We start from the raw sequence: 25,210 nt of genomic DNA, 5'->3' as shown, positions 1-25,210 counted from the left end.
CACAGCGCGGGAAATAATTTAGTTCTCGCAAAGCTGTTTCATAATACGCGCAGTTGCCCCCCATATAAAATGATTACTCACCGTAAATTTCCAGGTCTTCACCTTAATTCCCCCACGACTCACTATCATTTCCTGATAATGACTACGTTTTTTTACATCCCGTAAAGGTAAATTCAGAACATCCAAGACCTCATTGGGATCGGGGGTGTAAGGTATTAATGATTCAATCTCGGCAAACCACGGATAAATAAGAAAACCGGTTAAAGTGAGTTCCGGCTTCATCATGCGGGGTGATTTTATTCGTGATGCAGCAATGTTTAACTCTTCTTGCAACTCACGTAGCGCTGTATCAAGAAGAGAACTATCCCCTTTCTGCCAGCGTCCTCCAGGGAAACAAATTTCACCAGGATGATGTTTTAAGTGTAGGCTTCGTTGAGTTAAAATTAATGAATTATTTGATAAGTCATGAAGCACCAAAACTGATGCTGCATTTTGCAACGAGGCTTTATCAAGATTCTCTAATTCCATCCAAGATTGCCGCAATTTTTGTGAAACATTCACAGTATTCATCTTCCCAATCAGAGTCAATAACTATTCCACCGCCGGCCGCTAGATGTAAGACGTCCTGACGAGCAATTACGGTACGTATCGCGATATTGCTATCGAAACGACCATGATTGGAAAAATAAGCGATGCTTCCACAATAAACTCCACGTGAATAGGGTTCGTTTTCAGCAATGACACGCATTGATTCCAATTTTGGAGCACCTGTAATTGATCCACCAGGAAAGCACGCTTTAAATGCTTGTAATGGAGAAACACTTTCCAAACGCTGTGCTTCAATATCACTTATTAAATGATGTATTGCTGAAAAACTTTGAATTTCGCACAGGGCTTTAACTCGAACCGAACCAGGACGAGCAACTTTACCTAAATCATTTCGCAAGAGATCAACGATCATGATATTTTCTGCACGATTTTTACTGCTTTCAAGCAACTTTTTGCGCAATAATTCATCAATTAAAGCATCGGTTGATCGTTTTTCAGATCCTTTAATAGGTGATGTCAGTAATAACTCATTATCATGCAACAAAAAACGCTCAGGAGAAAAACTAAGAATATCCCCTTCATTAGTGCGCAGAAACGCAGAATAAGGTACAGGATTTTTCATCCTTACTTGTTTATACATCTGCCAGGCATCGCCTGAATACGCCGCATTAAAGGGCTGAGTGTAATTAACTTGATAACATCGACCTTCTTCTAGATTTTTGTAAATAGCATTAAATGCATCGTGATACGAAGCTTTTGAGATTAGGGGTTTGAATGTCTCTTTTAGTTTAAAGTGGTTATTGCTAATGTCATTAGCTTGCCACAGCGATAGAATTTCTTTTGTAATCGCACTCGTTTGAGCTTGAGTATTTGCTGCAAATAGTGTGACCTTTTTTAATTGATGATCTGCAATAATTGCCCAATCGTATAAGCCAACATTCATTAAAGGCATATCTTTTAAGCTGGATTGAGACGGTGAAAGAATATTGGAAAGTCTTGCACCTAAATCATAAGACCAATAACCGATAGCACCACCTTGAAAAGGTAAATCAAGGGCCGATTTACTAGCCGGCAATAATTCTTCTATCTCCTCAAACGCTGAACCTGGAGAAGTGTGATGACTTAATTTTACTTGATTGTAAGGATAAGCACTCAAAATATCATATCGACCACGGGTAATATCGCTACTTTCAAGTAATACAAAGCCAGGTAAGGCGGCCAGTTTCTGGTAATTTACCAGTAAATTCTTGGAATAGCTCAAATCAATTATTGTAAAACTTGTCATTAAAAGCCTTTTTGTACAGTTTTTTTATAAAAATAGTCTTTACACATATGGGCGGATAATTGTACAGTTAGCGTTGTTTTTTTCAATCAGGTTAATTATGAAAATTTGTTTCCCGGATATTCTCCATGGCCAACACCCTTTTATTTGGGACTACGATAAAGACTCTAATCGAGCCACCTGTACTTTCAAGTTAGCAGGATCTTCCCATATATATGATAAATCAGCTCTCATTGAAAGCCTTAAACCGTTTAAAGGCATTACATTGATTGCTGAAGGGGCTGCTGTTATTGAAGATATGTCTACTTTTGTAAAATCATACTCCATGGTGCAGATTCATGAACTGGAAGAAAATAAAAAACTCACCGGATCACCCTCTAAATCCTCTCAAAATTTTTTTGGCACGCAGTTAAAGTCCTCTGTTGTTTCATCCCAGCACAATGCTTCGGCAGTCGCTACAACAAGTTCAGCTAAAAGCCATGGTATTCAAATCGATAACTTTATAAATATCGAATACTGGCCCACTGAATGGGGCAATACGCTAAGTTATCTATCGTATTTTAGTAACAAGAATGAAATCGACTCTCGCGACCGTCGCACAGATTTAGTTCTGTCACCCTACGATCTACCTAAAAATCTTCAATATAAAAAGAATGCAGTGCTTTATCCCATTAAGCAGAAGCAAATTGCAATTATTTGTCGTCTTTTTAATGATATCTTAGCGCCTTATTATGACGACATAACCAAGGAAGAGGAGCTGCCATCAAATTTAAGTGCTTTTTTTCGCACTATGGTCGAACAAATCATGCTCAACAAGCGTTTAAATTGCGGCCCTACTCCCACAGAACAGCTCAGTATTAAAGACAGAAATGAAAAATTTAGTGATTCACTAGAGTTTGAGTTTAGCGTTCAGCAGGACTATATTTCTCGTGTGAATACAATGCTCCGGGGACTATTGTTTTTCATCTCACCTAAAATGCCTGCAAATGCTCTTACCGAAGATAAAACCATCGCGAAAAAATTAGAATCACTTAGAAGCAAATTAAGTACCAAAGATACAACCGTGTTCATCGATGCACTTGAGTCTTTAAGAGATTTGACTATTGAAGCCGGAAAAGTTGAATACCATTATGAATTACTGATGCAAAAACTAAACGAACAACTCATGGAAAAAGCTTCTTGCATCGATAATGTCTTTTCTTGCTACCATCTTGTGTTGCAAACCCTTCACAAAAAATTTCATAAGGAGAAGGATACTGTACTCATTTCCATAGCAGAATCTACCCTTGCTTTGACTGTGATTGCAATCAGAGAAACTTATCATGGTAACTCAGCTGCAAAAGGACATATTGGAATACCAGCATCCTGTCATAATGACTTTTATTTATCCGCCGCTGTTGCTCATCATTTATCAAAAGAATTTGAAGCGCAATCAACAGAGATTTGTAAAGTGAAGAAAAAGGATTTACCAGAAATATTAAAAGATATCATTATGAGCACTATCAAGACAGAATTAAACGAGATCTACTCCACTCAACATAATTCGACACATGATGATGAGACAGCAAGCACAAGCCCGTTCAATTATGGAGTTTGACGATAGATTTGATGTAGTCCCTAGTTTTTAGGAAGAATTGTGAGTATGCTATGGCGGCGTTGTTAACAAGGAGACAGCCGTGACAACAGTCGCCAGTTTTGAAATACCATTCGTCCAGTTCATTAATGAACAAGGTCAGCCTACAGACAATTTACCGTCTTTTGCAGCGGATAAAAACGTTCTGAAGGAACTTTATAGTATTATGGTTCGCACAAGAACTTTTGATAAAAAAGCTATTGCGCTTCAGCGTACAGGAAAAATGGGTACCTATGCACCAATTAATGGCCAGGAAGCCATTTCCACCGCTATTGGGCACGCAATGAGGAAGGAAGATCTATTCGTTCCTTACTATCGCGATTATGCTGCACAGTTTCAGCGTGGCGTTAAAATGTCTGAGATTTTAGCGTATTGGGGCGGCGATGAGCGTGGTAGTCAATTTGCCTGTGACTCCGAAGATCTACCAATTTGTGTTCCCATTGCTTCCCAGTGTTTGCATGCAGCCGGTGTTGCTTTTGCTTTTAAATACCGTAAACAACCTCGTGTTGCTGTTGTTTGCATTGGTGAAGGCGGGACTTCTGAAGGTGATTTTTATGAAGCCATGAACGTTGCTGGCACGTGGAAATTGCCTGTAGTTTTCATTGTTAACAATAACAAATGGGCTATTTCCGTCCCCTTGTCAAAACAAACTGCAGCTGAAACGATTGCTCAAAAAGCTATAGCAGCGGGATTTGCTGGCATTCAAATCGATGGCAATGATGTTGTAGCCTGCCGTCAAGTAATTAGTGACGCCATAGAAAAGGCACGCAGAGGTGAAGGTCCTACTTTAATTGAGGCATTAACCTACAGACTGTGTGATCACACAACCGCTGACGATGCCACACGATATCAGCCCTGTGAAGAAGTAGACAGCGCCAAACTAAAAGAACCTATCAGCCGGTTCAAACATTATTTAGAACAGCAAAATATCTGGGACGCAAAACAAGAAACAGAATTGCTGGAACAAAGCAGTAAACTCGTAGAACAAGCCGTTAATGACTATTTGAATCGTGCACCGCAACCTATTAGCAGTATCTTTGATTATCACTACGCCGAGTTGCCCGATTATTTAATCGAGCAGCGTGCAATAGCCATGGAGGAAGCGGCTCATGCCTGATATAACCCTTGTTGAAGCAGTAACACAAGCGTTGGCTTATGAATTAGCTAATGATGAAAATGTTGTTGTTTTTGGTGAAGATGTTGGTAAAAACGGTGGTGTATTTCGTGCAACCGTAGGCTTACAAGATCGCTTTGGTGAGCACCGTGTCTTCGATTCTCCTCTTGCAGAGTCAATGATTGCAGGGCTTGCAGTAGGTATGTCTGTTCAAGGATTAAAGCCTGTTGCTGAGTTCCAGTTTATGGGATTTATTTATCCAGCAATGAACCAAATCATTTCTCATGCCGCACGTATGCGTAATAGAACCCGTGGAAGATTGCATTGTCCTTTGGTATTTCGTGCTCCATTTGGAGGCGGTATTCGGGCACCTGAGCATCATTCAGAAAGTACTGAAGCATTATTTGCTCATATTCCTGGTTTACAAGTTGTTATTCCTTCTTCCCCTAAACGCGCTTATGGTCTATTACTAGCAGCCATCCGCAATCCTGATCCTGTCATTTTTTTAGAACCAAAACGAATCTATCGTCTGGTCAAGCAGCCGGTTGAAGATAACGGTCAAGCATTGCCTTTAGGTAAATGTTTTACGCTTCAGGAAGGAGATGATGTTACCTTAGTCAGTTGGGGAGCAAGTATGCATGAAACATTGCAGGCTGCGAAACAACTTAACGAGGAAGGTATCACATGTGAAGTCATTGATGTCGCGACAATTAAACCGCTGGATATTGAAACTATTATTGCATCAGTTGAGAAAACCGGCCGCTGCGTCATAGTCCATGAAGGCGCCAAAACATGTGGCGTTGGAGCTGAAATCACCGCACAGTTAATGGAAAACTCATTATCTGATTTACTAGCCCCTGTTCAACGAGTAACGGGCTACGATACTGTAATGCCCTATTTCCAGTTAGAAAAGCATTACATACCGAGTGTTTCGCGCATCAAAAACAGTGTCATGAGCATAATGGAGTAACAATGAATATATTCAACTTACCTGATTTAGGCGAAGGCTTGCCTGATGCTGAAATTCATGAGTGGTTTGTCAAAGAAGGCGATACTGTTGTCGTTGACCAACCTTTAGTGTCTATGGAAACAGCAAAAGCGGTAGTCGATGTACCTTGCCCTCAAGCTGGGAAGATTATGAAATTATTTGGCAAGCCAGGTGATGTGATTAAAACTGGTGAGCCTTTAGTAGGTTTTGAAGCTGCTGAAGCCGCAGTCCGTTCAGACAAAGGAACAGTTGTTGGTAATCTTGAAGAAAGCAGCGACATTAGTGAAGACAATTTTACTATTGGCTCAAGCCAGTCAAGTTCGCAACGTGCTCGAGCAACCCCCGCCGTTCGTCTACTTGCTAAAAAATTAGGCGTTGATCTTAAATCATTAACGGGATCAGGTGAGCACGGTGTTATTACTCGAGAAGACGTGCAAAATGCTGCCAATAAAAAGACACAGCTTCCCGAAGGATTTGAAGCATTACGGGGCGTACGCCGTGCAATGCTCAGTAGTATGGTCCAATCTCATCAAGAAGTAGTCCCTGTCAGTATTTTTGATGAGGCAGATATTCAAGGCTGGAAACCTCAAACAGATATCACTGTTCGTCTGGTTCGGGCAATTGTTGAGGCATGCAAGAAAGAACCTGCTTTAAATGCATGGTTTAATACTGAGCACGGCGCACGTAAATTATTTGATGAAGTTAATTTAGGCCTCGCAATGGATAGCGCGGATGGTTTGTTCGTCCCCGTGATTCACAATGCTGCTAAACTTAGTGACACAGAAATGAGACAGCTTATCAATGATTATAAAACAGACGTTCAAAATCGAACGGTGGCAGCTGATAATTTAAAAGGTGCAACAATAACCCTGTCAAACTTCGGTAAATTTGCCGGACGCTTTGCCAGCCCTATTATTGTTCCACCGATGGTCGCTATTTTAGCTGTAGGCCGTTTATATGAAGGTGCTGTTGTTAATCAAGATAAAATTGAAAAACATCGCCTACTTCCCTTATCTTTAAGTTTTGATCATCGTGCTGTTACTGGTGGTGAGGCAACAAGATTTTTAGGTGCGGTCATTGAGTCTTTACAGAAACCTTAATTTTCAATTAACTAATTTTGATTTCGCCCTTCGCGAAATCAAAATTAGCCAAGAAACAATTTAAGCTGCTGGAGCAGTAACTTTTGATAGAGCCTCATCTAGATTTCCAAGATGCTTGAATCGTTTAGGTTCACCAAAGAACGACGCATGTCCGGTAAGTAACTTTGAGCCAATCAATTTCACACCTACGGCAATCCCTGCAGTGAACACCGCGGCAAGGATATTTAACAAAAAGGGCTTCCAAAACGATCGATGTCTGGACATCGTATCATCTTGACTATGCAAAAGCTCAGTAAAATCATCCTTGAATTCTTTAAACGCCATTTCATCTAACTTTTCTTCACCGTGGCGTATAACAAACAGGTCCACGTTTTCTCGCAATTGAGCAGCTAATTTGGTTGCTATATCCCCATCATGGCCACCAATTTTATTGCCATGTGCTTCAAGCTGTTCGATTTGAAAATATACAGTTGTAATAGACTTTTTGAACTCACCTTGAGCATTTGTTAAAACACTCAACGCTTTCTGATGAATGTTGTCGACTTCAGTATAAGCAGGATTAGTAGTCTTATGGAATGCTTTAATATCGACGAGTAATCGGTTAATTATGGGTAGCATAGTTACTCCAAAAAACTTACCCCGCTCGCTAGAAATATAGTCGAGAACGGGTTGATAATTTCCTGAGGAAGTGGACTCAGTTAGTCTTCTTGCTATTTCCTCAAGAAATTGCTCTCTATTTAATGCATCATCACTATTGAAAGAATCTTTAAGGTGATATTTTTCAGCGCGCTTTTTAATGTAATTTATGCATTCATCACGGAATTTGTTAGCTAATTCATATCTGAACCACTGAATCTGACTTTCCTTAAATTGCTTCTCAAAACTCTGGATCTCATGTTCTACCTGAGCTAAAGTACACAAAACAGGTTCACTTCTTAGCATTTCTAATTCTTTTCTCACTACTGATAAATCAGTAATCTTATTGTGAGCAATGTATTCTGCTGCCTCAGACAATAAATGCTGTGGGTTTGAATGGTCTGCTTGTTCCTTTTTAGTTAATTTTAGCTTCTCAGTATGGTTTATAATCTCAGCTTTATAAGAACTCAATAGAGCATTTACTTTGTCTAAAAACCGTGCTTCCTTCTCTGTGAAAGTGCGAATCAATAAGGATTCCACCTCTAAATTTTCATGCTCCTTGTCTCCATTAGCTACAAACAAAGATTTCAGTTTTTGGAGGTTAGCGGGTACAGAATCCTTTAATAAAATAAGCTGTTTAAATTGTTGACATAATAACAATAACTCATGAGCAATTGGCTCGGATGAGGTTGATGGTTGAAATATTGCATCAATTTTTTTAGTAACAATTTGAGCCTTAATCTGCGCGACCTGCTGTATATTGCGTTTCAACAAAGAACTAATTATTGCTACAGTAGCTAGATAAATGTCGTTTTGACTTAAACTAAGTACCAACTCTTTTAACTCACTCAGATTATCACTAAGAACCCCAAGTCTTTCTTCTCCCTCTGCGGATTTACTATCCAGGGCTTGGGCATCAGATGTAAGAAAGTCATTTAATTTTTTATTATCATCAAACAAAGCATTAATTCTGTAAAGCACATCAATTTCAGTTTCTAATGTTTTAATGTCTTGAAGTTTGTTCTTTTCAGCCTCAATTTTTTTATCTAATTCATGTTCTTCTTGCGCACGCTGTTCGAGAGCACTACGCACGGTAACTATCTGCGTAACTGATTGACTAAGTTGAATAAGTTGCGTTTTGCATTCCTTAAACACACCTATATTCTTTTGAATCTCGCTAAAAGCGTTAAGTTCTTGAGTAGTGCTAATGAGTTGTCTTTTAATTTGTGGTATTAATACCTGTGGTTCACAGGTAAACTGTTTTTGGGATTCAACGACTGAAACTTCCCCTAATAATAGGAATAACACTCCCATCGCTGAGAGGCTTCCATATTTTTCTTTTAAGGATTCTAGTTCTTTTAGTTTTTCAATTTGTTCAACGTAAGATTTGTTAAAAAACTTTTTGGTGTCAAGGACTTTATGGGCGGCAGTAAGAGCATTATGTTTTACGAGACATTCGTCAATTTTTGAGGCAAATATAGATTCTTTTTCAACTAGTTTATCCTCGTTAAAAATTACAGATTTGATCCAGAGATCTATTATCGCTGGATCCGATTTCAGTTGATGTTCCGAAAACATAGTATCGAATTCTTCGCTTTTCATAGGTCTAAATTTAAGCAGAAGATCTTTTTGTTCAGCTATCTTTTTTTGAATCTCAACGATAGAATCGAAATGTTTTCTTTTATCCAAATCAAGTAACGATTCTCCGGAAGAATTTACTGATCGCTGTTCTCTTCTAGTTTTCTCAAGAAGAGCGAGCACTTCTTCAATTTTAGATTGGTCTTTCCTTTTTTCTTCAAGGGACGCTTCTTTAGCTTTTAATAATAATTGTCGCTCTTGAGGATTAGCAGCTTGCATTTTTTCGGCAAAAATTGCGACTTCTAAACCAGAGGATGCTTTTTGTATAGCATCTGCAACTCTGTATTGAGCATGTTTAACAGAGTTTGCTACAGCTACAGCACGCTCTTGATTGCCTCTATAAAGCGATTTTATTTTTTCTTCGGCTAAATCTAGTTGGCTGAACTCTGATTGCAAAGCGTCAAGAGTATTTTCACTTACTGAAAGTTTTTGCTGCACAAACTTTAACTTCTCTAATTGCCCACGTAAGAGTTCTGCACTATGTAATTCCTCGACGCTCATTATTAACTCGTCAATACCATCACAGTCTTTTTTTATCTCTTCAATGACTTGCTCAATATTATTATTTCTATCTAGATGGTGTTGTTGAATCAGAGCCTCTTTCGTTTGCTTAAGTTGTTGAAGATTTTCTAATATAATAGATTGTTGAGTCTCCATATTCTTCGCAAGATTATCTTGAACCTCCAGAATGTTAAAAAGCCTGTCACCCTCTATTAACAATTTCTCTTTGAGAGGTTTTTTAAGGTAATTTGCATTAGTTAAGTTAGATTCTTTTTTACACTGTGAAAGTAAGCTTGGATGGGATTCTAATAGTGTACCAAACGGTAAACTTTTGTAGTTTCTTTCTTTAAGTTCCTCAATAAGCGCGAGTAATCTTCTTTCCTTGTGCTCAAGAATACTAATCTCTTTTAATCGTGGTAAAGCATCCTTTTCAAGGATATCTTTTGTACTATCAAGCTCAGACAGACTTAAAAGAGTTGAGTCAACTTTACCTTTAAGAAACTCATTCTCAGCTTTAATAAACTGACTGACTAATTGCATCTTCGCGCGTTCACTTTTGACATGAAGCGTATCAGCATAGGTTTTAAAATAGCTTGCTAAACGTGATGAAAGAATTGAAGGTAACAAATTTACGCTTTCATTATAGAATTGCTCAGTATCAATAGGACCATTACCTATATCGTAGATATAATCTCTACCACCACTATCTTTTTTGTGAGATATTTTCAGATTATCTAGCGCAGATGGATTAAGGAAAGAAACCAAGTCCTCAAACTCTCTAGGAAATTGCTCACATAACAGGAAGATTTCAACCGCTAGTTCGTAAGAAGCAGGATGTACAACTCTAAACTCCAGGGTAAGATTATCGCCCAAAATCGATACTCTAAAATCACTTACTATATTCTCTGGTCTTAGTCCTTCTTGAAGGATGATTTCTTTATCATTATCAAATACTCTCTTGGCTAATCCTTTGGAGGTAATAGTGTACTGCTCAATAAAATTTTCAATTTCTTTGAAATAACTTTCAAAATTTCCACCGGGTATAGCGGCGTTCAGCTCCGGTAGCTTTCTTTCTATTTCATCTTTTAATTTTTGTCTAAAATGCTCACCTTTATTGCTGGCTTTCTCATGTTGGATCTGACTATAGAGCTTAGGAAATTCCTCTTTCCATAAATGATAAATTGCATAGCGTGGCGAACTTAATGCTTTTTTGATGTTTCCAATTTGGGAAACTTTGCTCCCATGTTTAATTGCTAAAGTCAACAAGTTAGGTTGAGAACCTTTAGAAAACAAAGGGCCTGCTTCTTCAAACAGAGCAATGGCTTGTTTAAATGCTTCGAACTGGTTTCTGGTAAATGTTTCGCATGAAGATTCGGGTATCTGGGAGTCTTTTTGTGTCAGTGTCGTATGAAGCTCAAGTATGAGGGGTTTAAAATGGCTTAAAATTTTTTTTAAAGCGCTTTCTTCGAATGTCGTATAATTTTTTTGTTTTACCCTGCGTCCCATCACTTCACCCATCATAGCCCAAAATGTGGGCATAGCTTACATGATTATTCTTAAGCAAATATTAAGAAATCAGACGAACATTGGTTAAAAATTGACTTATTATTTAAATAAAATTAAAGACTTAGCATTAAACACTCATAATGATTATAATTTACACATTTTACCAATGTGCTATTTGATTTAACAGTGCGGCCAAACGACAACCCGCAATAGCGATACGTTGCTCAGCAGCAGCCTTAACCAATTGTTGATAAAGTTTAGTGGGTTGTTGTCCATACTGGATTTGATAGGCTTTTTGAACAGCTAATTCATGGGATTCTTGCGCCCAAACTTGTGGATCGAGATTCATCTCTCGTAAACGGCAAGGCCAATGTTTTTCTATGATACGTGCTTTTTTACTTAACTGAGCAGCGCTGTAATGCTTACGTGTGTTCAACCATCCGCCACCTTTATCCCAATAAGCATGTAAATTAGTCGCTACCGAATTGTTTTTTAATGGAAAGAGATTACCTCCCAAATCACCCTTTGGATGCTTCGCACTGAATTGATTAGCCGCATGAAGCGGTTGATGAATGTCACCAACAACGTGAAGTAAAATACGTAATGTGAAGCCCTTTTCAAAATCATTAATAGCACTATTCTGCATTAATCGTTTAGCAGAGTTAATTGCTGTAACGGCATTGATGTGGTCCGGTTCAATTAACTCCGTCCCATCAAATGAAAATGGAATGTCTATATAATGTTTTGGACCTAGCCAAAGCTCATTTTGATAGCGCAAACTGTCTAACCATACAGCAGAATTGACTAGACTTTGAGGTCTATAAGCCTTATCCAGTGCATGGTTATATTGATTTAAAATTTGTCTGGTATGAGGATTAAGATGATGATAAGCGATTTGGGCCACCAAGCGATGACCCAATGAATTCCAACTATAACTGTTGCCAATTAACGATAAACCTAATACAACAGCTAAGAACGCTCGCTTCATCATCGACCTATTATCCTAAATAAGGAGACCAAGCTGGCTCCTGAACATCGCCTTCTCTTGCTGGAAGACGAATTTTCACACGTCCATCAATTGAAACCATTCCTAAAACACCTTGATCGTTAAAACGAGTTGCATACAGAATTAAGCGACCATTAGGTGCCACTGAAGGCGATTCATCCATTGGTGCAAACGTCACTTGAGTTACGTGTCCACTATCATCTTGTACTGCAATATTAAAGTTTTTATCCTCTCGATGCAGCATCACTATGTATTTTTGATCAGGCGTATAAGAGGCCCGAGCATTGTAATTGCCTTCATAAGTAACCCGAGTAACACTACCATCAGCTAAAGATAGGCGATATACCTGAGGTCTACCTCCTCTACCTGAGGTAAACAGCAAAGAACGTCCATCAGGGGAGTAGCGAGGCTCTGTATCAATTGCATCACCAAATGTCAGTTGCTTCATACTACCAGAGCCAAGATCAACACTATAGATTTTTGCAGAACCACTTTTTGATAGCACAACAGCTAATTGGCGTCCATCCGCAGACCAGGCAGGAGCTCCGTTAATACCAGTGAAGTCAGTCACTAGACGGCGCCGCCCTGTTGCTACATCCACTGTAAAAATTTGTGCCTTTTTCTTTTCAAAAGACACATAAGCAATTTGTCGACCATCTGGAGACCAAGCGGGTGACATAATAGGTTCTGTAGAAACTAGCAGGCTTTGTGGATTGTAACCATCTACATCAGCAACCTCCAGGAAATACTTTGCTTGCTCACCATGGCGTTGTACTAAAATATAGGCAATTCGCGTAGAAAAAATTCCACGCTCACCAGTTAATTTTTGATAAACTTCGTCACTGATATGATGTGCCAGTGGGCGCAATTCATTACTACTGATTTGATAACTCTTTGACAGTAAAACACGCCCCTGGGCAACAGCATCAACTAATTCATAATTAACTTCATAGCGATTGTAACCAACACGGCGAACACTACCTGATAAAATACTGTCAGCCCCTGCTTGACGCCAGGTTGCAACAGAAGGTTGGCCTAAACCTGAAGGGGAAGAAATAATTTTGAATTGCCCTGAAAAATGCAAATCATTATTTACAACCCCTGATAGTTGCTGTGCCGTTGTATCTAACCCGAAAGAATTGATACCAATAGGCAACGCAGAACTAATTCCTTGCGTTAATTCCAAATCCACAGCAAAAACTGTGGTCGATAATAATAAAAACAGTGGTGTTATCAAACGTTTAATAAACACTTTTACCCCCTAACGTTCTCTGGACGTACAGTCAGACTGATGTCACGAAATATATCAAAAGTTGCTGGATCAGTTGGTACTGGAAGCGGCGATGCTTTATAGATGGCGGTCTGGGCCGAGCGATCTAAAACAGGATCACCACTACTCCTTGTTAATGTAACTTCCAACACTGCCCCATCCGGTGCTAATCGAATGCGAAATTGACTGGATAAGCCATTATTTACATTCTCCGGCAAGATCCAGTGACGTCCAATTGCATTCACAATCAATGCCTTATATTTATCAACTTCCCCAGCCAGCTGTGCTCTTTTTGCATTGTCAGCAGCTTGCTGTGCTGCTGCCAATCGATTTCTTTCAGCTTGTTCCGCTTTCGCTTTTTCTGCCTGGGCTAAAGCTTCTTTAGCTTTTTCAGCCTTTTCTTTTTCAAGACGAGCTAGCTCTTTGGCCTTCTCTGCTTTTTCTTTGTCTGCCTTTTCTTTATCAGCTTTTAGCTTTTCATCAGCTTGTTTCTTTTTCAATTGTGCAAGTTTTTCAGCTTCTTCCAGCTGTTTCTTTTTTAATTGCTCTTGCTTTTCTTTAAGTTCTGCAAGTCGCTTTGCTTCCTGTTCTTTTTGTAATGCGAGCTGCTTCAAACGCTTTTGTTCTTCTTCAATCTGCTTTTTACGTGCAATTGCCACTTTTTCCGCTTCTTCCTTCAACTTGGCCAGGCGTTGCTGCTCTTGTACCCGAGCTCTGCGAGCCATTTCGGCCTCGCGTGTCAATGCTTGCTGACGAGCTTGCTCAGCTTTTAGTTGATTTGCCCGCTCTTGTTTTAAGCGATTTACTGTCTGCATGACCTCTTCATTATCAACGCTTACCGCTTTAACTACTTCTTGAGGTTTTGGATTAGCGTCAATTGGTAAGGCTTTACTAGGTTCATTTTTTGCTGCAGTTAGCACAGGGCGCTGACTCGTTGATTCCACTAAAAGCATTAACGCTAAAAAAATATGAAAACCAATCGCTATAAAAAACGATTTGCGATAACTTTGATCATTTATCATCCCTGATTCTCCTGTGGTGAATCAGAAGAATCCGTCAAGAGCCCCACTTGCTCAGCTCCAGCTTGTTTTAATAAACTCATCGCCCCTACAACTTTACCATAAGGAACACCTTGATCCCCTTTAACTAAAACGTTGATGGGCTGGTTATTTTGCTGGGCTAATTCAAGTTCAGCAGCAACACGAACCATTAGTGCTTTCGGTTCAATTGGGTTCTCTGGTGTCGTACTAATATTTAAAAAATAGTCACCCTGTTGATTGACAGAAACAATAATGGGCTCTCTTTCTGTTGGTTTTAATGTTTGACTAGCTGCCTTCGGAAGATCAACAGTAACCCCTTGCGTTAGCATGGGTGCAGTGATCATAAATATCACAAGCAATACCAGCATAACGTCGATATAAGGCACCACATTTATTTCAGCAATGGGACTTGAAGATGCCCTTTTTTTTCTTGACATGACAATTATCCTCTTATTGGCGCTGCAGTTTGTTGCTCAATAAGTGAGACTAATTCTTCCTGAAATAAGTCGTAACGATCCAGCAGACTATTAGCCCTTGTTGAATAACGGTTAAATGCAATAACTGCCGGGATAGCGGTAAAAAGACCCAATGCGGTTGCCACCAGTGCCTCAGATATACCTGGGGCAACCATCGCTATAGTCGCTTGTTGGGCATGTCCTAATGCCTGGAAGGAAGTCATAATCCCCCATACTGTACCGAACAAACCAACGTAGGGAGCAATAGAACCTACCGAAGCAAAAAAAGGAAGATGTTGTTCAAGTTGTGTGGCCTCTTTCGCATGTTTAATCTGCATAGCACGTTGGATGGGCTCAATGAGGACACTACCTAGCTTACGGGAGCGTACATATTCCTTAAAGCCTGCGTGAAAAATTGCGGCCAACCCCTGTCGGATATCCACATTGCTATCTATATCAGCATAAAGTTTACTTAAATCACTACTCGCCCAAAAACGTCTGGAGAATGCCTCACATTCCTCTTTTTTACGCTTAAAGTACCATCCTCTTTGTAAAATAAGAGTCCACGATACAATGGATGCAGCAAGCAAAATCATCATAACAGTCTTCACAACGAGACCGGCCTGCATAAAATAACCCAATACACTGGCATGGCTACCCACGTTTTCTCCTCCAACTTAATCTTTTTTAATCCAGTACAGACAATGTGACAATTGACTACATCTACAATGAAAGCAATTTTAACAATTCAAATCGCAACTTCAAATAAATTTTCTGGTATCCGTTTAGGTTTCATCCGTCCATCGATGCAGACTACTTTAATAAGTCCTTGACATAACAGCTTATTATCCTGGTTATAAATATTTTGTTCGAACACTAAGCTGCATGATGTTTTAGTATCAATTTTTGAAACAACCGTTAGCCAATCATCTAAACGGGCAGGTGCGACATAGCGCAGCTTTACCTCATTGATTGCAAAGTGGCAATCATACGTTGCCAGCGCGCTTAAAGACAAGCCAGACGCTCGTATCATCTCCGTCCGTGCACGCTCAAAAAAACGAAGATAATTGGCATGGTATACAATGCCCATCATATCTGTATCTTCTGCATATACCCTGATATCAAAACGATAATGGTCATTCACGATGATTAGCCCTGTTCAACCATGGGAATACCAAAATGCTGATAGGCCAATTGAGAAGCTATACGTCCTCGAGGGGTACGCATTAAAAATCCCTGTTGAATTAAGTAGGGCTCCAACACATCCTCAATAGTTCCTTTTTCTTCACCAATTGCCGCGGCAATACTATCAATACCCACAGGGCCACCGTCAAAACGCTCAATCACAGCCAGAATTAATTTTCTGTCCATGACATCGAATCCATGCTGATCAACATCTAACATTTCCAAGGCTTTCTTGGCAATATCAAGTGTGATTATGCCGTTGCCTTTCACTTCAGCGTAATCTCTAACACGACGCAAGAGCCTGTTAGCAATTCTTGGTGTTCCACGAGAGCGCATGGCAATTTCTTTTGCCCCCTCTTTGTCTGCTTTCACACCTAATAATTTGGCCGAACGCGAAACAATGTGGCACAGTGCATCAATTGCATAAAACTCTAAACGCTGCACAATTCCAAATCGATCACGTAAAGGAGATGTTAGTAATCCTGCACGTGTTGTTGCGCCTATAAGAGTGAATGGGGGCAATTCAAGCTTGATTGAACGTGCAGCTGGCCCCTCTCCTATCATAATATCCAGTTTGTAATCTTCCATTGCCGGATAAAGAATTTCTTCGATAACAGGACTTAAGCGATGTATTTCATCAATAAATAAAACATCATTTTCCTGAAGATTAGTTAAAATAGCCGCAATATCCCCTGCTCGTTCAAGCACGGGGCCTGATGTTTGTCGTAAATTAACTCCCATCTCATGGGCAATAATGTTAGCTAATGTCGTTTTACCTAGACCTGGGGGACCAAAAATTAGGACATGATCCAGAGCATCGCGACGATTTTTAGCAGCTTCAATAAAAATACGCATTTGCGAACAAACTGCGTCTTGGCCGATGTATTCATCCAAACTCAAAGGTCGAATAGCACGATCTAAAGCTTCTTCTGAAGCGGCTAAATTTGCACTGATCAAACGGTCACTTTCAAGCATACAAGTCAGGATTTTATTAGTTTTTATGCATTCTAACACAGGTTTTTACCATAAGCTTCCCTAACTGGCTTAGATTTTGAGTGTTGAAATGATGGATGGATTAAGAAATTGCGCTTAATCGCTCTTTTAAAAAATTGCGCAGACGATGAATGCGAGAACGGACTGTTCCCAAAGGACATTGCAAGCGTTTTGCAATCACTTTATAACTTAAGCCTTGTGTTACATATAAATGGAAACAATGCTGCAGCTCATTGGGCATTTTTAGCACCATCTCGTTGACTTTCTGTTGAAGCTCCAAGTGGGTAAGATGAAACTCAGGCGAGTTATTGATATTCTCAGGGCTTATGCAATAATCACTAAGACTTAGCTCTAGTTTGATTGCACGAAAATAATTGATAATTGTCGTTTGCGTTATCTTATACAACCAGGTACTAAAACTTGAGCGATATTTAAACGTCGGTAGATAACGAAAAACTTTTAAACACACGTCTTGTACTAAATCATTCACTATGGAATGATCATCAACTTGTGTACGGATCTGCATGAAAATTTTTTTCCGGTACTTAGCGAGCAAATGATTAGCAGCTAATGAATCGCCTGATATGGCTAAATTAATTAGGTGGTAATCCGTTAATTCCATAGATAACTCTCTCAAAGCAACTTAGTATTTATGTCGACCCAAATACAAAATGCTTTAATTTCGAACAATTTTTTCGTGCAATTTCAGAGTCTTATATATTAAAGGCTCAGTTTGATCCGAGAAAATAATTAACAATTGACTCCTTTTCTCATTTTTTAATTCCATTAGAAGAAATAAGCCTGGATCAATTATGATGCGCATCCGCTGGTAAACTAATGGGGTTGAGTAGCCCTCTTTATGCAATGACCACCTGTTATTAGCATAAGTCAACTGTGAATATTGAGAATACGGTCTTGGATCACGAAGGATCCGCAGCAATTGAATGCTTAATAAAATTTCAGTAAGTAGTTTAAGATATAACGGCCAGAAGCAGTTATAAACTATTAAAAAGGCGCAACTATAAACTAATAGAACAATACGTAAAAAATATTGAGATTTACGCAAATTTATCGTGCAATTTAATGAATTCAACAATCTCGACTAAATCCTTGTCATTGGGGGTTTCATAGCCCATTAACCAGCTGTATAGCTCTGGATCGATGCAACCCAAAAGCTTATCGAAGGCATCGAGCTGTTCGTCAGTAAGTTTTTCTAAATAATTATTAGCAAAACGAGCAAGAATTAAATCCAATTCGAGCATACCTCGTCTACATTGCCAAAGAAATTTTGCTTTTCTTAAAGGTGTAATCATTATCTTACCAGATTGTCAGCTAGGGCGATGTTACACTAAACTTCACAACTATCGCAAACTTTCACGACATGAATATGAATTTTGATCACTACTTAATTAATCATCGCCCCTATACTTTCAATCCGCCATTAGAAAAGGGTTTTGCATTGCAGCACGATAAAAATTATCTCTTTGAGTTACCTCATTTAGGGATATTAGGTCTTCAAGGTGAGCGTGCCCAAGAATTCTTGCAAGGACAATTAACCTGTGACCTTTACAAGGTTACGCCTAACTCGATGCGCCAAGGGGCACAATGCAACTTAAAGGGACGAATTCTTAGTTTAGTGGATGTGATATATTGGCAACAGTTTCAATTAATCTTGCCCAAAGACTTACTCCTTGAAACACAAAATTCCTTATCTAAAACGGCACTATTATCCAGAGTGACTATCAAACCTGATGAAACTTATAAAATTTACGGTTTTTATTCATCAAACCCTGATAATTTAGTAAATCTCCCCACTCAGCCGTATGCTGCTGTCCACGAGGAAGGATTTTATTGCTATTCCTTAAGCAAACAACTCTACATTTTTGTCGTAAAAAATGAGTCTATCAATGAATTTCATAACTTATTCACTACCACAGAACAATCACAGGGTTCACTAACCTGGCATTACTTAATGCTCACGCAAAAACAAGTTCAAATTTACCCTGAAACAAGAGGGTTGTTTTTACCTCATCGTCTTGATTTGCATTTAACCGAGCATTTAAGCTTTGATAAAGGATGTTATAAAGGGCAGGAAATTATTGCCAGAATGCATTACAAATCAAAATTAAAACATGGATTACGTTTATTCTTAATCGAATCATCACTGACCTTAATCGCGGGTCAAAAAATAGTTGATAGTGCAGGACAAGTTGAGATTGGTGAATTGATTGACTTTTGCCCACTGGGAGAGAACAACTTTCTTATTGCGACAAGCATTCTATTAGAACACCCATCGCAAGTTCGATTTGAAGATCAAGAACAGATTATCGCGCTCAAAAATTTTTAATATTTTGACGTTGCCTTGGCATTTTTGGCCGAGGCAGCATGCTTTGTAACACACTGTCTTTATCGTAAAAATGATGTTTCAATGCCCCAGCAATATGAAGAACTATCAAACCAATAAGAACCCAGGCAATAATTCCATGCACATCTTCCATAAAATGAGCCAATTGTTTATCAGGTTTTACCCAAGGCAATGGCAATGACAATAAACCAAAATAACTAGGTGTTCTTTGAGCGGCCACCGACATTATCCAACCACTCAAGGGCATAAGAATTAAAAACAGGTAAAGACTGTATTGGACCACGCGTGAAAATACTCTCTCCCAGGCAGGAACAGATTCAGGTAAAGGGATCCTACCTTTATAACTCACCCAAATTAAACGAAAAATCATGAGAAACAAAATAGTAAGTCCTATCGACTTGTGCATCATATAGGCAGTTCCCATGTATTCTTCAGGCAAATCATCCAGAAAGAAACCTGCACCTAGCATGAGGATAACTAATAGCGCGATGAACCAGTGGATAAATTTAAAGCCCTTTGTATACTCAGCAGCGGCATCTTGCATTGAAATTCCTTCTATTAGATTTAATAACCGCATTCTACCGTGCCCAGCTAGACAATCAAGTCCTACTCAAATTGTATTGCTTACAAGTCACCACAAAAACCACAAGGTGCTATAAAATAAAGTTATGTGAGCATGCTCGACTTAGCAAATGTCTTATCTTATACCTGGTAAAATATCCAGAAAATTAGTTAATGCGCTACGAGCAATTTTTTCTCTGAGCTGAAATGAGGTATAACAACCAATCTGGTATAATTATCCCAACTTTGCAATTACTATGAAGACGTATAACCCCTGAAAAAACCTTCTGAACAACCGTTAGACGACAATGGAAATAAATTAGAAATTTAATAGGAATTAATACCTTACATAGATTTTGTTATTGCGAGTGCCCCGAATTAATCCAGAAAAAATTTCTGGAATGTTCGCACACTCGCAATAATACTCATCCTTAAGCGATTTCATTGGCTGACATCTGCACAGTAGTTTGCGTTAAATCTAACAACTCTCGGATAGCGACAAAGAACATTGTATAATTGAGCGTTGTACTAGAGCGCAGATCAGACAAAACATGACGCCATCTATCAATAAGACCCATATGACTCTCTGACCAGACACCTAAGGACTGCATAAAGTCTTTCCGCTTATCCGAAAGATTAATGATCCCTGCCGTAAGTTGTCGTTGTTGCCAATCCAAATCGTCACGTAATGCTTCTCGCGATAAAGACTCCCAGTGATTTTCTGTAGTATGCGCAATTACTTGAGTGCGAATCCAAGCTAAATCCAGGAATTCGCCAATACCAAAATAAATTTCCGCTACTTTTGCAACCGCAACTCCTGTCTGGTGACTTACCTCTATTACATCTAAAACAGAGAACAAGGCACGCGTAATGGTCAACTCATGGGCTAATCCCTTAGGAATACCCAACTCCAAATATTCATTAAGATGCTTATCATATTGAGCGCGATTACCTTCACCAAGAACTTCAGGGAAAGCCTTCTTAAACTCTTTCACTCCTGGTCCGTAATGTTTAACCGCTTTACTAATATTCAAACGCATACGTTGACTGCGTAAGAGCCAACGTGTTATGCGTCTGAGTAAACGTAAATAAAGCATCATCAATTCATTTTGTTTTTCTGCTGTGATAGTGGTACCTAATGCAGCAATCTCAATCCAAATTGTTTCAAGATCAAGGACACTTCTTGCAATCATGTAAGCACGCACGATAGCAGAAACAGGTGCTCCAGTTTCATCTTGTAATCGATAAACAAACGTAAAGCCCATTTCATTCACGATGAGATTACTGAGTTTGGTGGCAATAATTTCTCGTTTTAGCGGATGGTTTTGCATCTGCTTACTGAAACGCTCCTGCAACGGCTTGGGGAAACAGTTAATCAAGAGATCCTTCAAGAAGGAGTCTTCTGGAACATTGGATGCTAATATTTGCTCTTTCAAGATGGTCTTTGTATAACACAGCAAGACAGAGATTCCTGGGCGTGTTAGACCTTGGCCCATTAGCTTACGCTCCATCAATACCTTTTCATTCGGTAAAAACTCTAAGTCTCTATCTAATTTACCACTGCGCTCTAGCTCGTTAATGTAGCGACTATGTAATTCAACAGAACTAGCAGCTTTCATTGCTGTTAAACTGATTGCTCGTGGCTGTGCAAAATTATCACGCAAGACTAAGGCAGCAACTTCATCAGTCATTTCACTCAATAATTCGTTTCGTTGTTTCTCGGTTAAATCGCCTGAATCAACAATACTATCCAGCAAGATTTTGATGTTTACTTCTTTATCTGAACAATTAACACCAGCCGAGTTATCAATAAAGTCCGTATAAATAAGTCCACCATTGATATCATATTCAACACGCGCCAATTGGGTTAAACCTAAGTTACCGCCCTCACCCACGACCTTGCAACGCAGTTGTTTAGCATTAATGCGGATAGCATCGTTAGTTCTGTCTCCGACATCACTATGACTTTCTGTATGTGCTTTTACAAATGTACCGATACCAGCGCTCCACAACAAATCTACTTTTGCTCTCAGGAGTACACGAATTAACTCATTTGGCTCAATGACAGCCTGTTTAATACCAAAGACTTCTTTCATTTCTTTAGTCACGGTGATTGATTTGGCACTGCGATTAAAGACACCACCACCTTTAGAAATTAATTTTTTGTCATAATCGGTCCAACTTGAGCGTGGTAAATTAAATAAACGCTCACGCTCTTTGAAACTTGTTTCAGGATCTGGGGAAGGATCCACAAAAATATGAACATGGTTGAATGCACCCAGTAATTTAATATGTCTTGATAACAACATACCATTACCGAACACATCTCCTGCCATATCTCCAATACCAATGACCGTAAAGTCATTTGTTTGAATATCACGATTCATCTCGTAGAAATGTCGTTTTACAGATTCCCATGCCCCTCTTGCAGTGATTCCCATCTTTTTATGGTCATAACCGACTGAACCACCTGAAGCAAACGCATCACCAAGCCAGAAACCATATTCCAGGGAAATTTCATTGGCAATGTCTGAGAAAGTAGCTGTTCCTTTATCAGCAGCGACGACCAAGTAAGGATCATCGTCGTCATAGCAGATAACATTAGTGGGTTTAACCACTGTACCTTGATTATAATTGTCAGTAATATCGAGTAATCCACGAATAAAGAGTTTATAACATCGAATACCTTCAGCGAGTATTTCCTCTCTAGTTCCATTTATTGGTAAATGTTTAGGGACAAAACCACCTTTTGCTCCACTTGGAACAATCACAGCGTTTTTAACCTGCTGCGCTTTCATAAGTCCTAAGATTTCCGTACGAAAATCTTCGCGACGATCAGACCAACGTAATCCGCCTCGAGCAACGCGTCCACCACGTAAATGAACACCCTCAAAATTGGGCGAATAAACAAAAATTTCAAACATGGGATAGGGCTTTGGCACCCCTGGAATTTCTTTGCTATTTAACTTGATAGAAATATAGCTTTTGTAATTGCCTTTTTTATCAGTTTGATAGTAGTTGGTTCTTAATGTTGATTGAATTGTCTGGACATATTGTCGAATAATTTTATCTTCATCAAGGTTAGCCACTTCATCAAGTGCTGCAAAAATCTGATTAGTAATTCTGCTGCATTCTTCTTCACGATTCCTGCTTAGAACAGGATTAAAGCGAGCTTCAAATAACTCAACCAATTTTTTGGCTATATGAGCATTGTTGTTCAATGCGGACTCAATGTACTCTTGGCTAAATGTAAAACGAATTTGCTTGAAGTATTTAGCATAAGTTCTTAAAGCTGCAACTTGTCGCCAATCTAACTCAGCAGCAAGTACTAATTGATTAAATCCGTCATTTTCTGCTTCACCAAACCAGACACTGGCAAAAGCATTCTGAAATAGATCTTTAATATCATCAATTTCAAATTGGGTCCCTCGGATATATTGAAGCGCAAAATCATTAATCCAGGTTTCTTTACCATCTTCAAATTTGAGTTGATATGGTCGCTCACTAATTGCCCGCATCCCTAATCGCTCAACAATTGGCAACACATCAGACAAAGGAATGGTATTATCATGTTGATAAATTTTTAAGCGGAAGCTGTCTGTTTTTTCGTCCATCAACTTATAAAAATTCATGACTAAAGGATTAGCTGATGAAAGTGTTTCTATGTGTTTAATGTCATAAACAGCCGTTCTAGGTGAAAAATTCGATGTATAAGCAATCGGAAATGCATTTTTATAGCGACTGTATAATCGATTTGCACTTTCTTCACCAAAGGCTTCAAAAAGAAAATGTTGTAAATCATCAGTCCATGTTCGACCAACTTCAATCAAACGTTGTTCAATTTCTTTAAAATCCCATTGCGTAGTATCTTGCGGATTGATACGGATCATAAAATGAATGCGCGCCAAAACTGACTCAGAGAACCAGGTAGAAAATGTAATCTCATGAGAATTAAAGCTCTCAGCAAGAATTTGCTGCATTGCTTGGCGTAATTCTGTATTGAAACGTTCTTTGGGTACATACACAAGACAAGAAATAAATCGACGGTAAACATCAACACGGGCAAACATGCGGATACGACGACGCTCCTGCATGTAATAAATTCCCATTGCAATCTCTAACAATTCGTCTTCCGAACCTTGAATTAAATCATCGCGTGGCAAGGTTTCCAAAATATTCAAGAGTACCTTTCCAGCATGTCCACGTGGATTTAGATTTGAATTTTGCATAATTAATGCGACTTTATGACGCAAAAAAGGAATATGCTTTGGGTTCGTGTTATAAGCTGCAGAGGTGTATAAACCTACTATGCGACGCTCACCAATGACTTGCCCTTTTTTATTAAAACGTTTAATTCCAATGTAGTCTGTGTAAGCGCGTCTGTGCACAGTAGCTTCAGTATTCGTTTTAGACATTACCAAAATGCGTGAAGATAATGTATGTTCTCTAGCTTCAGGAGTCATTGCTGAAATACTGCGCGCACTGGATTTGCTCATGCTTTGGCGAAGAACACCTAAACCAGTTTCAGGCAAAGGCTGCAAAATTGTTTCCTGACCTTTTTGAACCAGTTCATAATCGCGAACACCTAAAAAGGTAAAGTGGTGATCTTCTATCCAATTTAAGAAAGCCTTGGTTTCTTCAACTTCAGCAGGATCAATAACCGATGCAACATGATCCAGTTCCGCAATAGCCTCACGGACCTTTTTACGCATCTCTATCCAATCTTTTACAACCACACGATTATCTTCTAACACACGCTCAAAATTATTGTGCAAGTCTTCCAAAATTGAGGGATCGGTTTGTCTGTCAATTTCAATAAGGATAGCAGCCTCAGTAGAAACACCATCAATATGCGAGTCATCTTCTTTCTTACGTGAAAGAATTGCTTTTACTTGATTATCCTGATCTCGTTGTAGACGCAAGCCCCCCATATGAATAATCAAATGGGACACCAAACCAAGGCGATTGATAACCATTCTTAATGAGTCAACTAGAAATGGCATGTCTTCCGTGATAATTTCAACCACTGTATGGGTTGTTTGCCAACCATGACGTTCAAATTCAGGATTATAAATACGAATTTTTGTTTCGTCCGGACTGCGTTGTTGTATTAAAGACCAAAAATTGACTGCAGCACCATATAAATCTTCTAAATCCCATTCTCGTAAATCTTCGAGCGCTACCGTGCCGTAAAATTGACGAACGAATTCAGCGCAGTAAGACGCCTGCTCACCACCCATCTTTTCCTTTAATCGCTCAACTACCGCATCGATAATTAAATCCTTACCCTCTTCAAATTTATAAGACATTCATTTCACCTCATTTAGGCATGAAAAAATAAAATTGCCGCGCATTATATACCTCTATCCGACAACTTACACGCCAGTG

Annotated in this window: 20 protein-coding genes; 5 read left to right on the top strand and 15 right to left on the bottom strand. The window is 39.1% G+C overall.

Annotated elements, in window-relative coordinates:
- Window positions 1-18: 18 nt before the first annotated feature.
- Complete coding sequence (locus LHA_RS07350; RefSeq protein WP_045105964.1) at window positions 19-528, bottom strand: NUDIX hydrolase; 510 nt, start codon at window positions 526-528, stop codon at window positions 19-21.
- Window positions 509-1,834: an aminodeoxychorismate synthase component I gene (pabB, locus tag LHA_RS07345; protein ID WP_045105963.1), complete on the bottom strand. Its 1,326-nt coding sequence runs from the start codon at window positions 1,832-1,834 to the stop codon at window positions 509-511. Before pabB ends, LHA_RS07350 begins: the two co-directional genes overlap by 20 nt.
- A 97-nt stretch (window positions 1,835-1,931) precedes the next feature.
- Between pabB and LHA_RS07340 the strand changes: the two genes are divergently transcribed.
- The 4 genes from LHA_RS07340 (at window position 1,932) to LHA_RS07325 (ending at window position 6,666) form a co-directional block, all read left to right on the top strand.
- On the top strand, window positions 1,932-3,428 hold the full coding sequence (locus tag LHA_RS07340) for a hypothetical protein (protein ID WP_045105962.1): 1,497 nt from the start codon (window positions 1,932-1,934) through the stop codon (window positions 3,426-3,428).
- Window positions 3,429-3,507: 79 nt separating this feature from the next.
- Window positions 3,508-4,581: a pyruvate dehydrogenase (acetyl-transferring) E1 component subunit alpha gene (pdhA, locus tag LHA_RS07335; RefSeq protein ID WP_045105961.1), complete on the top strand. Its 1,074-nt coding sequence runs from the start codon at window positions 3,508-3,510 to the stop codon at window positions 4,579-4,581.
- Entirely contained in the window at window positions 4,574-5,548 is a 975-nt protein-coding gene (locus LHA_RS07330; RefSeq protein ID WP_045105960.1) for an alpha-ketoacid dehydrogenase subunit beta, read from the top strand. The genes pdhA and LHA_RS07330 overlap by 8 nt, the downstream gene beginning before the upstream one ends.
- A gap of 2 nt (window positions 5,549-5,550) precedes the next feature.
- The gene (locus LHA_RS07325) at window positions 5,551-6,666 is read left to right on the top strand and encodes a dihydrolipoamide acetyltransferase family protein (RefSeq protein WP_045105959.1); all 1,116 of its coding nucleotides are present in this window, start codon (window positions 5,551-5,553) and stop codon (window positions 6,664-6,666) included.
- Window positions 6,667-6,726: 60 nt separating this feature from the next.
- On the opposite strand, the gene LHA_RS07320 is transcribed toward LHA_RS07325, so the two are convergent.
- From LHA_RS07320 to LHA_RS07275, 11 genes are all read right to left on the bottom strand, one after another.
- Entirely contained in the window at window positions 6,727-10,980 is a 4,254-nt protein-coding gene (locus tag LHA_RS07320; RefSeq protein WP_058393145.1) for a coiled-coil domain-containing protein, read from the bottom strand.
- Between the two features lie 127 nt (window positions 10,981-11,107).
- The gene (locus tag LHA_RS07315; RefSeq protein WP_052673633.1) at window positions 11,108-11,938 is read right to left on the bottom strand and encodes a S1/P1 nuclease; all 831 of its coding nucleotides are present in this window, start codon (window positions 11,936-11,938) and stop codon (window positions 11,108-11,110) included.
- Between the two features lie 7 nt (window positions 11,939-11,945).
- Window positions 11,946-13,199 (bottom strand): Tol-Pal system beta propeller repeat protein TolB, encoded by a 1,254-nt coding sequence (gene tolB, locus LHA_RS07310; protein ID WP_045107459.1) that lies wholly within the window; start codon window positions 13,197-13,199, stop codon window positions 11,946-11,948.
- Window positions 13,200-13,207: 8 nt separating this feature from the next.
- Complete coding sequence (tolA, locus tag LHA_RS07305) at window positions 13,208-14,245, bottom strand: cell envelope integrity protein TolA (protein ID WP_045105957.1); 1,038 nt, start codon at window positions 14,243-14,245, stop codon at window positions 13,208-13,210.
- Window positions 14,242-14,700, bottom strand: a complete 459-nt coding sequence (gene tolR, locus LHA_RS07300; RefSeq protein ID WP_045105956.1) for a protein TolR — start codon at window positions 14,698-14,700, stop codon at window positions 14,242-14,244. Before tolR ends, tolA begins: the two co-directional genes overlap by 4 nt.
- Before the next feature lie 5 nt (window positions 14,701-14,705).
- Window positions 14,706-15,380: a protein TolQ gene (tolQ, locus tag LHA_RS07295; RefSeq protein ID WP_045105955.1), complete on the bottom strand. Its 675-nt coding sequence runs from the start codon at window positions 15,378-15,380 to the stop codon at window positions 14,706-14,708.
- A gap of 86 nt (window positions 15,381-15,466) precedes the next feature.
- A complete protein-coding gene (ybgC, locus tag LHA_RS07290; RefSeq protein ID WP_256597136.1) occupies window positions 15,467-15,862 on the bottom strand; it encodes a tol-pal system-associated acyl-CoA thioesterase in 396 nt (131 codons plus the stop codon).
- 5 nt (window positions 15,863-15,867) lie between these two features.
- The gene (gene ruvB / locus LHA_RS07285; RefSeq protein WP_045105954.1) at window positions 15,868-16,878 is read right to left on the bottom strand and encodes a Holliday junction branch migration DNA helicase RuvB; all 1,011 of its coding nucleotides are present in this window, start codon (window positions 16,876-16,878) and stop codon (window positions 15,868-15,870) included.
- 100 nt (window positions 16,879-16,978) lie between these two features.
- Entirely contained in the window at window positions 16,979-17,518 is a 540-nt protein-coding gene (locus LHA_RS07280; RefSeq protein ID WP_045105953.1) for an RNA polymerase sigma factor, read from the bottom strand.
- A gap of 54 nt (window positions 17,519-17,572) precedes the next feature.
- The gene (locus tag LHA_RS17650) at window positions 17,573-17,962 is read right to left on the bottom strand and encodes a protein YgfX (protein ID WP_370447923.1); all 390 of its coding nucleotides are present in this window, start codon (window positions 17,960-17,962) and stop codon (window positions 17,573-17,575) included.
- Window positions 17,955-18,209 (bottom strand): FAD assembly factor SdhE, encoded by a 255-nt coding sequence (locus LHA_RS07275; RefSeq protein ID WP_045105952.1) that lies wholly within the window; start codon window positions 18,207-18,209, stop codon window positions 17,955-17,957. Before LHA_RS07275 ends, LHA_RS17650 begins: the two co-directional genes overlap by 8 nt.
- 68 nt (window positions 18,210-18,277) lie before the next feature.
- On the opposite strand from LHA_RS07275, the gene ygfZ reads away from it, so the two are divergent.
- Window positions 18,278-19,243, top strand: coding sequence for a CAF17-like 4Fe-4S cluster assembly/insertion protein YgfZ (gene ygfZ, locus LHA_RS07270; protein WP_045105951.1), 966 nt, complete (start codon window positions 18,278-18,280; stop codon window positions 19,241-19,243).
- On the opposite strand, the gene LHA_RS07265 is transcribed toward ygfZ, so the two are convergent.
- Both LHA_RS07265 and LHA_RS07260 read right to left on the bottom strand, forming a co-directional pair.
- A complete protein-coding gene (locus tag LHA_RS07265) occupies window positions 19,230-19,805 on the bottom strand; it encodes a cytochrome b (RefSeq protein ID WP_045105950.1) in 576 nt (191 codons plus the stop codon). The two genes, ygfZ and LHA_RS07265, sit on opposite strands and share 14 nt — an antisense overlap.
- A gap of 448 nt (window positions 19,806-20,253) precedes the next feature.
- Window positions 20,254-25,131, bottom strand: a complete 4,878-nt coding sequence (locus tag LHA_RS07260) for an NAD-glutamate dehydrogenase (RefSeq protein ID WP_045105949.1) — start codon at window positions 25,129-25,131, stop codon at window positions 20,254-20,256.
- Window positions 25,132-25,210: the final 79 nt, after the last annotated feature.

The sequence above is a fragment of the Legionella hackeliae genome (assembly GCF_000953655.1).
Taxonomy (GTDB): domain Bacteria; phylum Pseudomonadota; class Gammaproteobacteria; order Legionellales; family Legionellaceae; genus Tatlockia; species Tatlockia hackeliae.
The sequence above is the reverse complement of the archived record's forward strand: the minus strand, read 5'-3'. Positions and strand labels throughout refer to the sequence as shown.

Coding starts and splice junctions, on each gene's coding strand:
- LHA_RS07265 (WP_045105950.1), bottom strand. CDS start 19,805: ATGCAAGATGCCGCTGCTGAGTATACAAAGGGCTTTAAATTTATCCAC.
- ygfZ (WP_045105951.1), top strand. CDS start 18,278: ATGAATATGAATTTTGATCACTACTTAATTAATCATCGCCCCTATACT.
- tolR (WP_045105956.1), bottom strand. CDS start 14,700: ATGTCAAGAAAAAAAAGGGCATCTTCAAGTCCCATTGCTGAAATAAAT.
- LHA_RS07350 (WP_045105964.1), bottom strand. CDS start 528: ATGGAATTAGAGAATCTTGATAAAGCCTCGTTGCAAAATGCAGCATCA.
- pabB (WP_045105963.1), bottom strand. CDS start 1,834: ATGACAAGTTTTACAATAATTGATTTGAGCTATTCCAAGAATTTACTG.
- tolA (WP_045105957.1), bottom strand. CDS start 14,245: ATGATAAATGATCAAAGTTATCGCAAATCGTTTTTTATAGCGATTGGT.
- LHA_RS07320 (WP_058393145.1), bottom strand. CDS start 10,980: ATGCCCACATTTTGGGCTATGATGGGTGAAGTGATGGGACGCAGGGTA.
- LHA_RS07275 (WP_045105952.1), bottom strand. CDS start 18,209: ATGATTACACCTTTAAGAAAAGCAAAATTTCTTTGGCAATGTAGACGA.
- LHA_RS07340 (WP_045105962.1), top strand. CDS start 1,932: ATGAAAATTTGTTTCCCGGATATTCTCCATGGCCAACACCCTTTTATT.
- LHA_RS07330 (WP_045105960.1), top strand. CDS start 4,574: ATGCCTGATATAACCCTTGTTGAAGCAGTAACACAAGCGTTGGCTTAT.
- LHA_RS07315 (WP_052673633.1), bottom strand. CDS start 11,938: ATGATGAAGCGAGCGTTCTTAGCTGTTGTATTAGGTTTATCGTTAATT.
- LHA_RS07325 (WP_045105959.1), top strand. CDS start 5,551: ATGAATATATTCAACTTACCTGATTTAGGCGAAGGCTTGCCTGATGCT.
- LHA_RS07260 (WP_045105949.1), bottom strand. CDS start 25,131: ATGTCTTATAAATTTGAAGAGGGTAAGGATTTAATTATCGATGCGGTA.
- ruvB (WP_045105954.1), bottom strand. CDS start 16,878: ATGCTTGAAAGTGACCGTTTGATCAGTGCAAATTTAGCCGCTTCAGAA.
- LHA_RS07280 (WP_045105953.1), bottom strand. CDS start 17,518: ATGGAATTAACGGATTACCACCTAATTAATTTAGCCATATCAGGCGAT.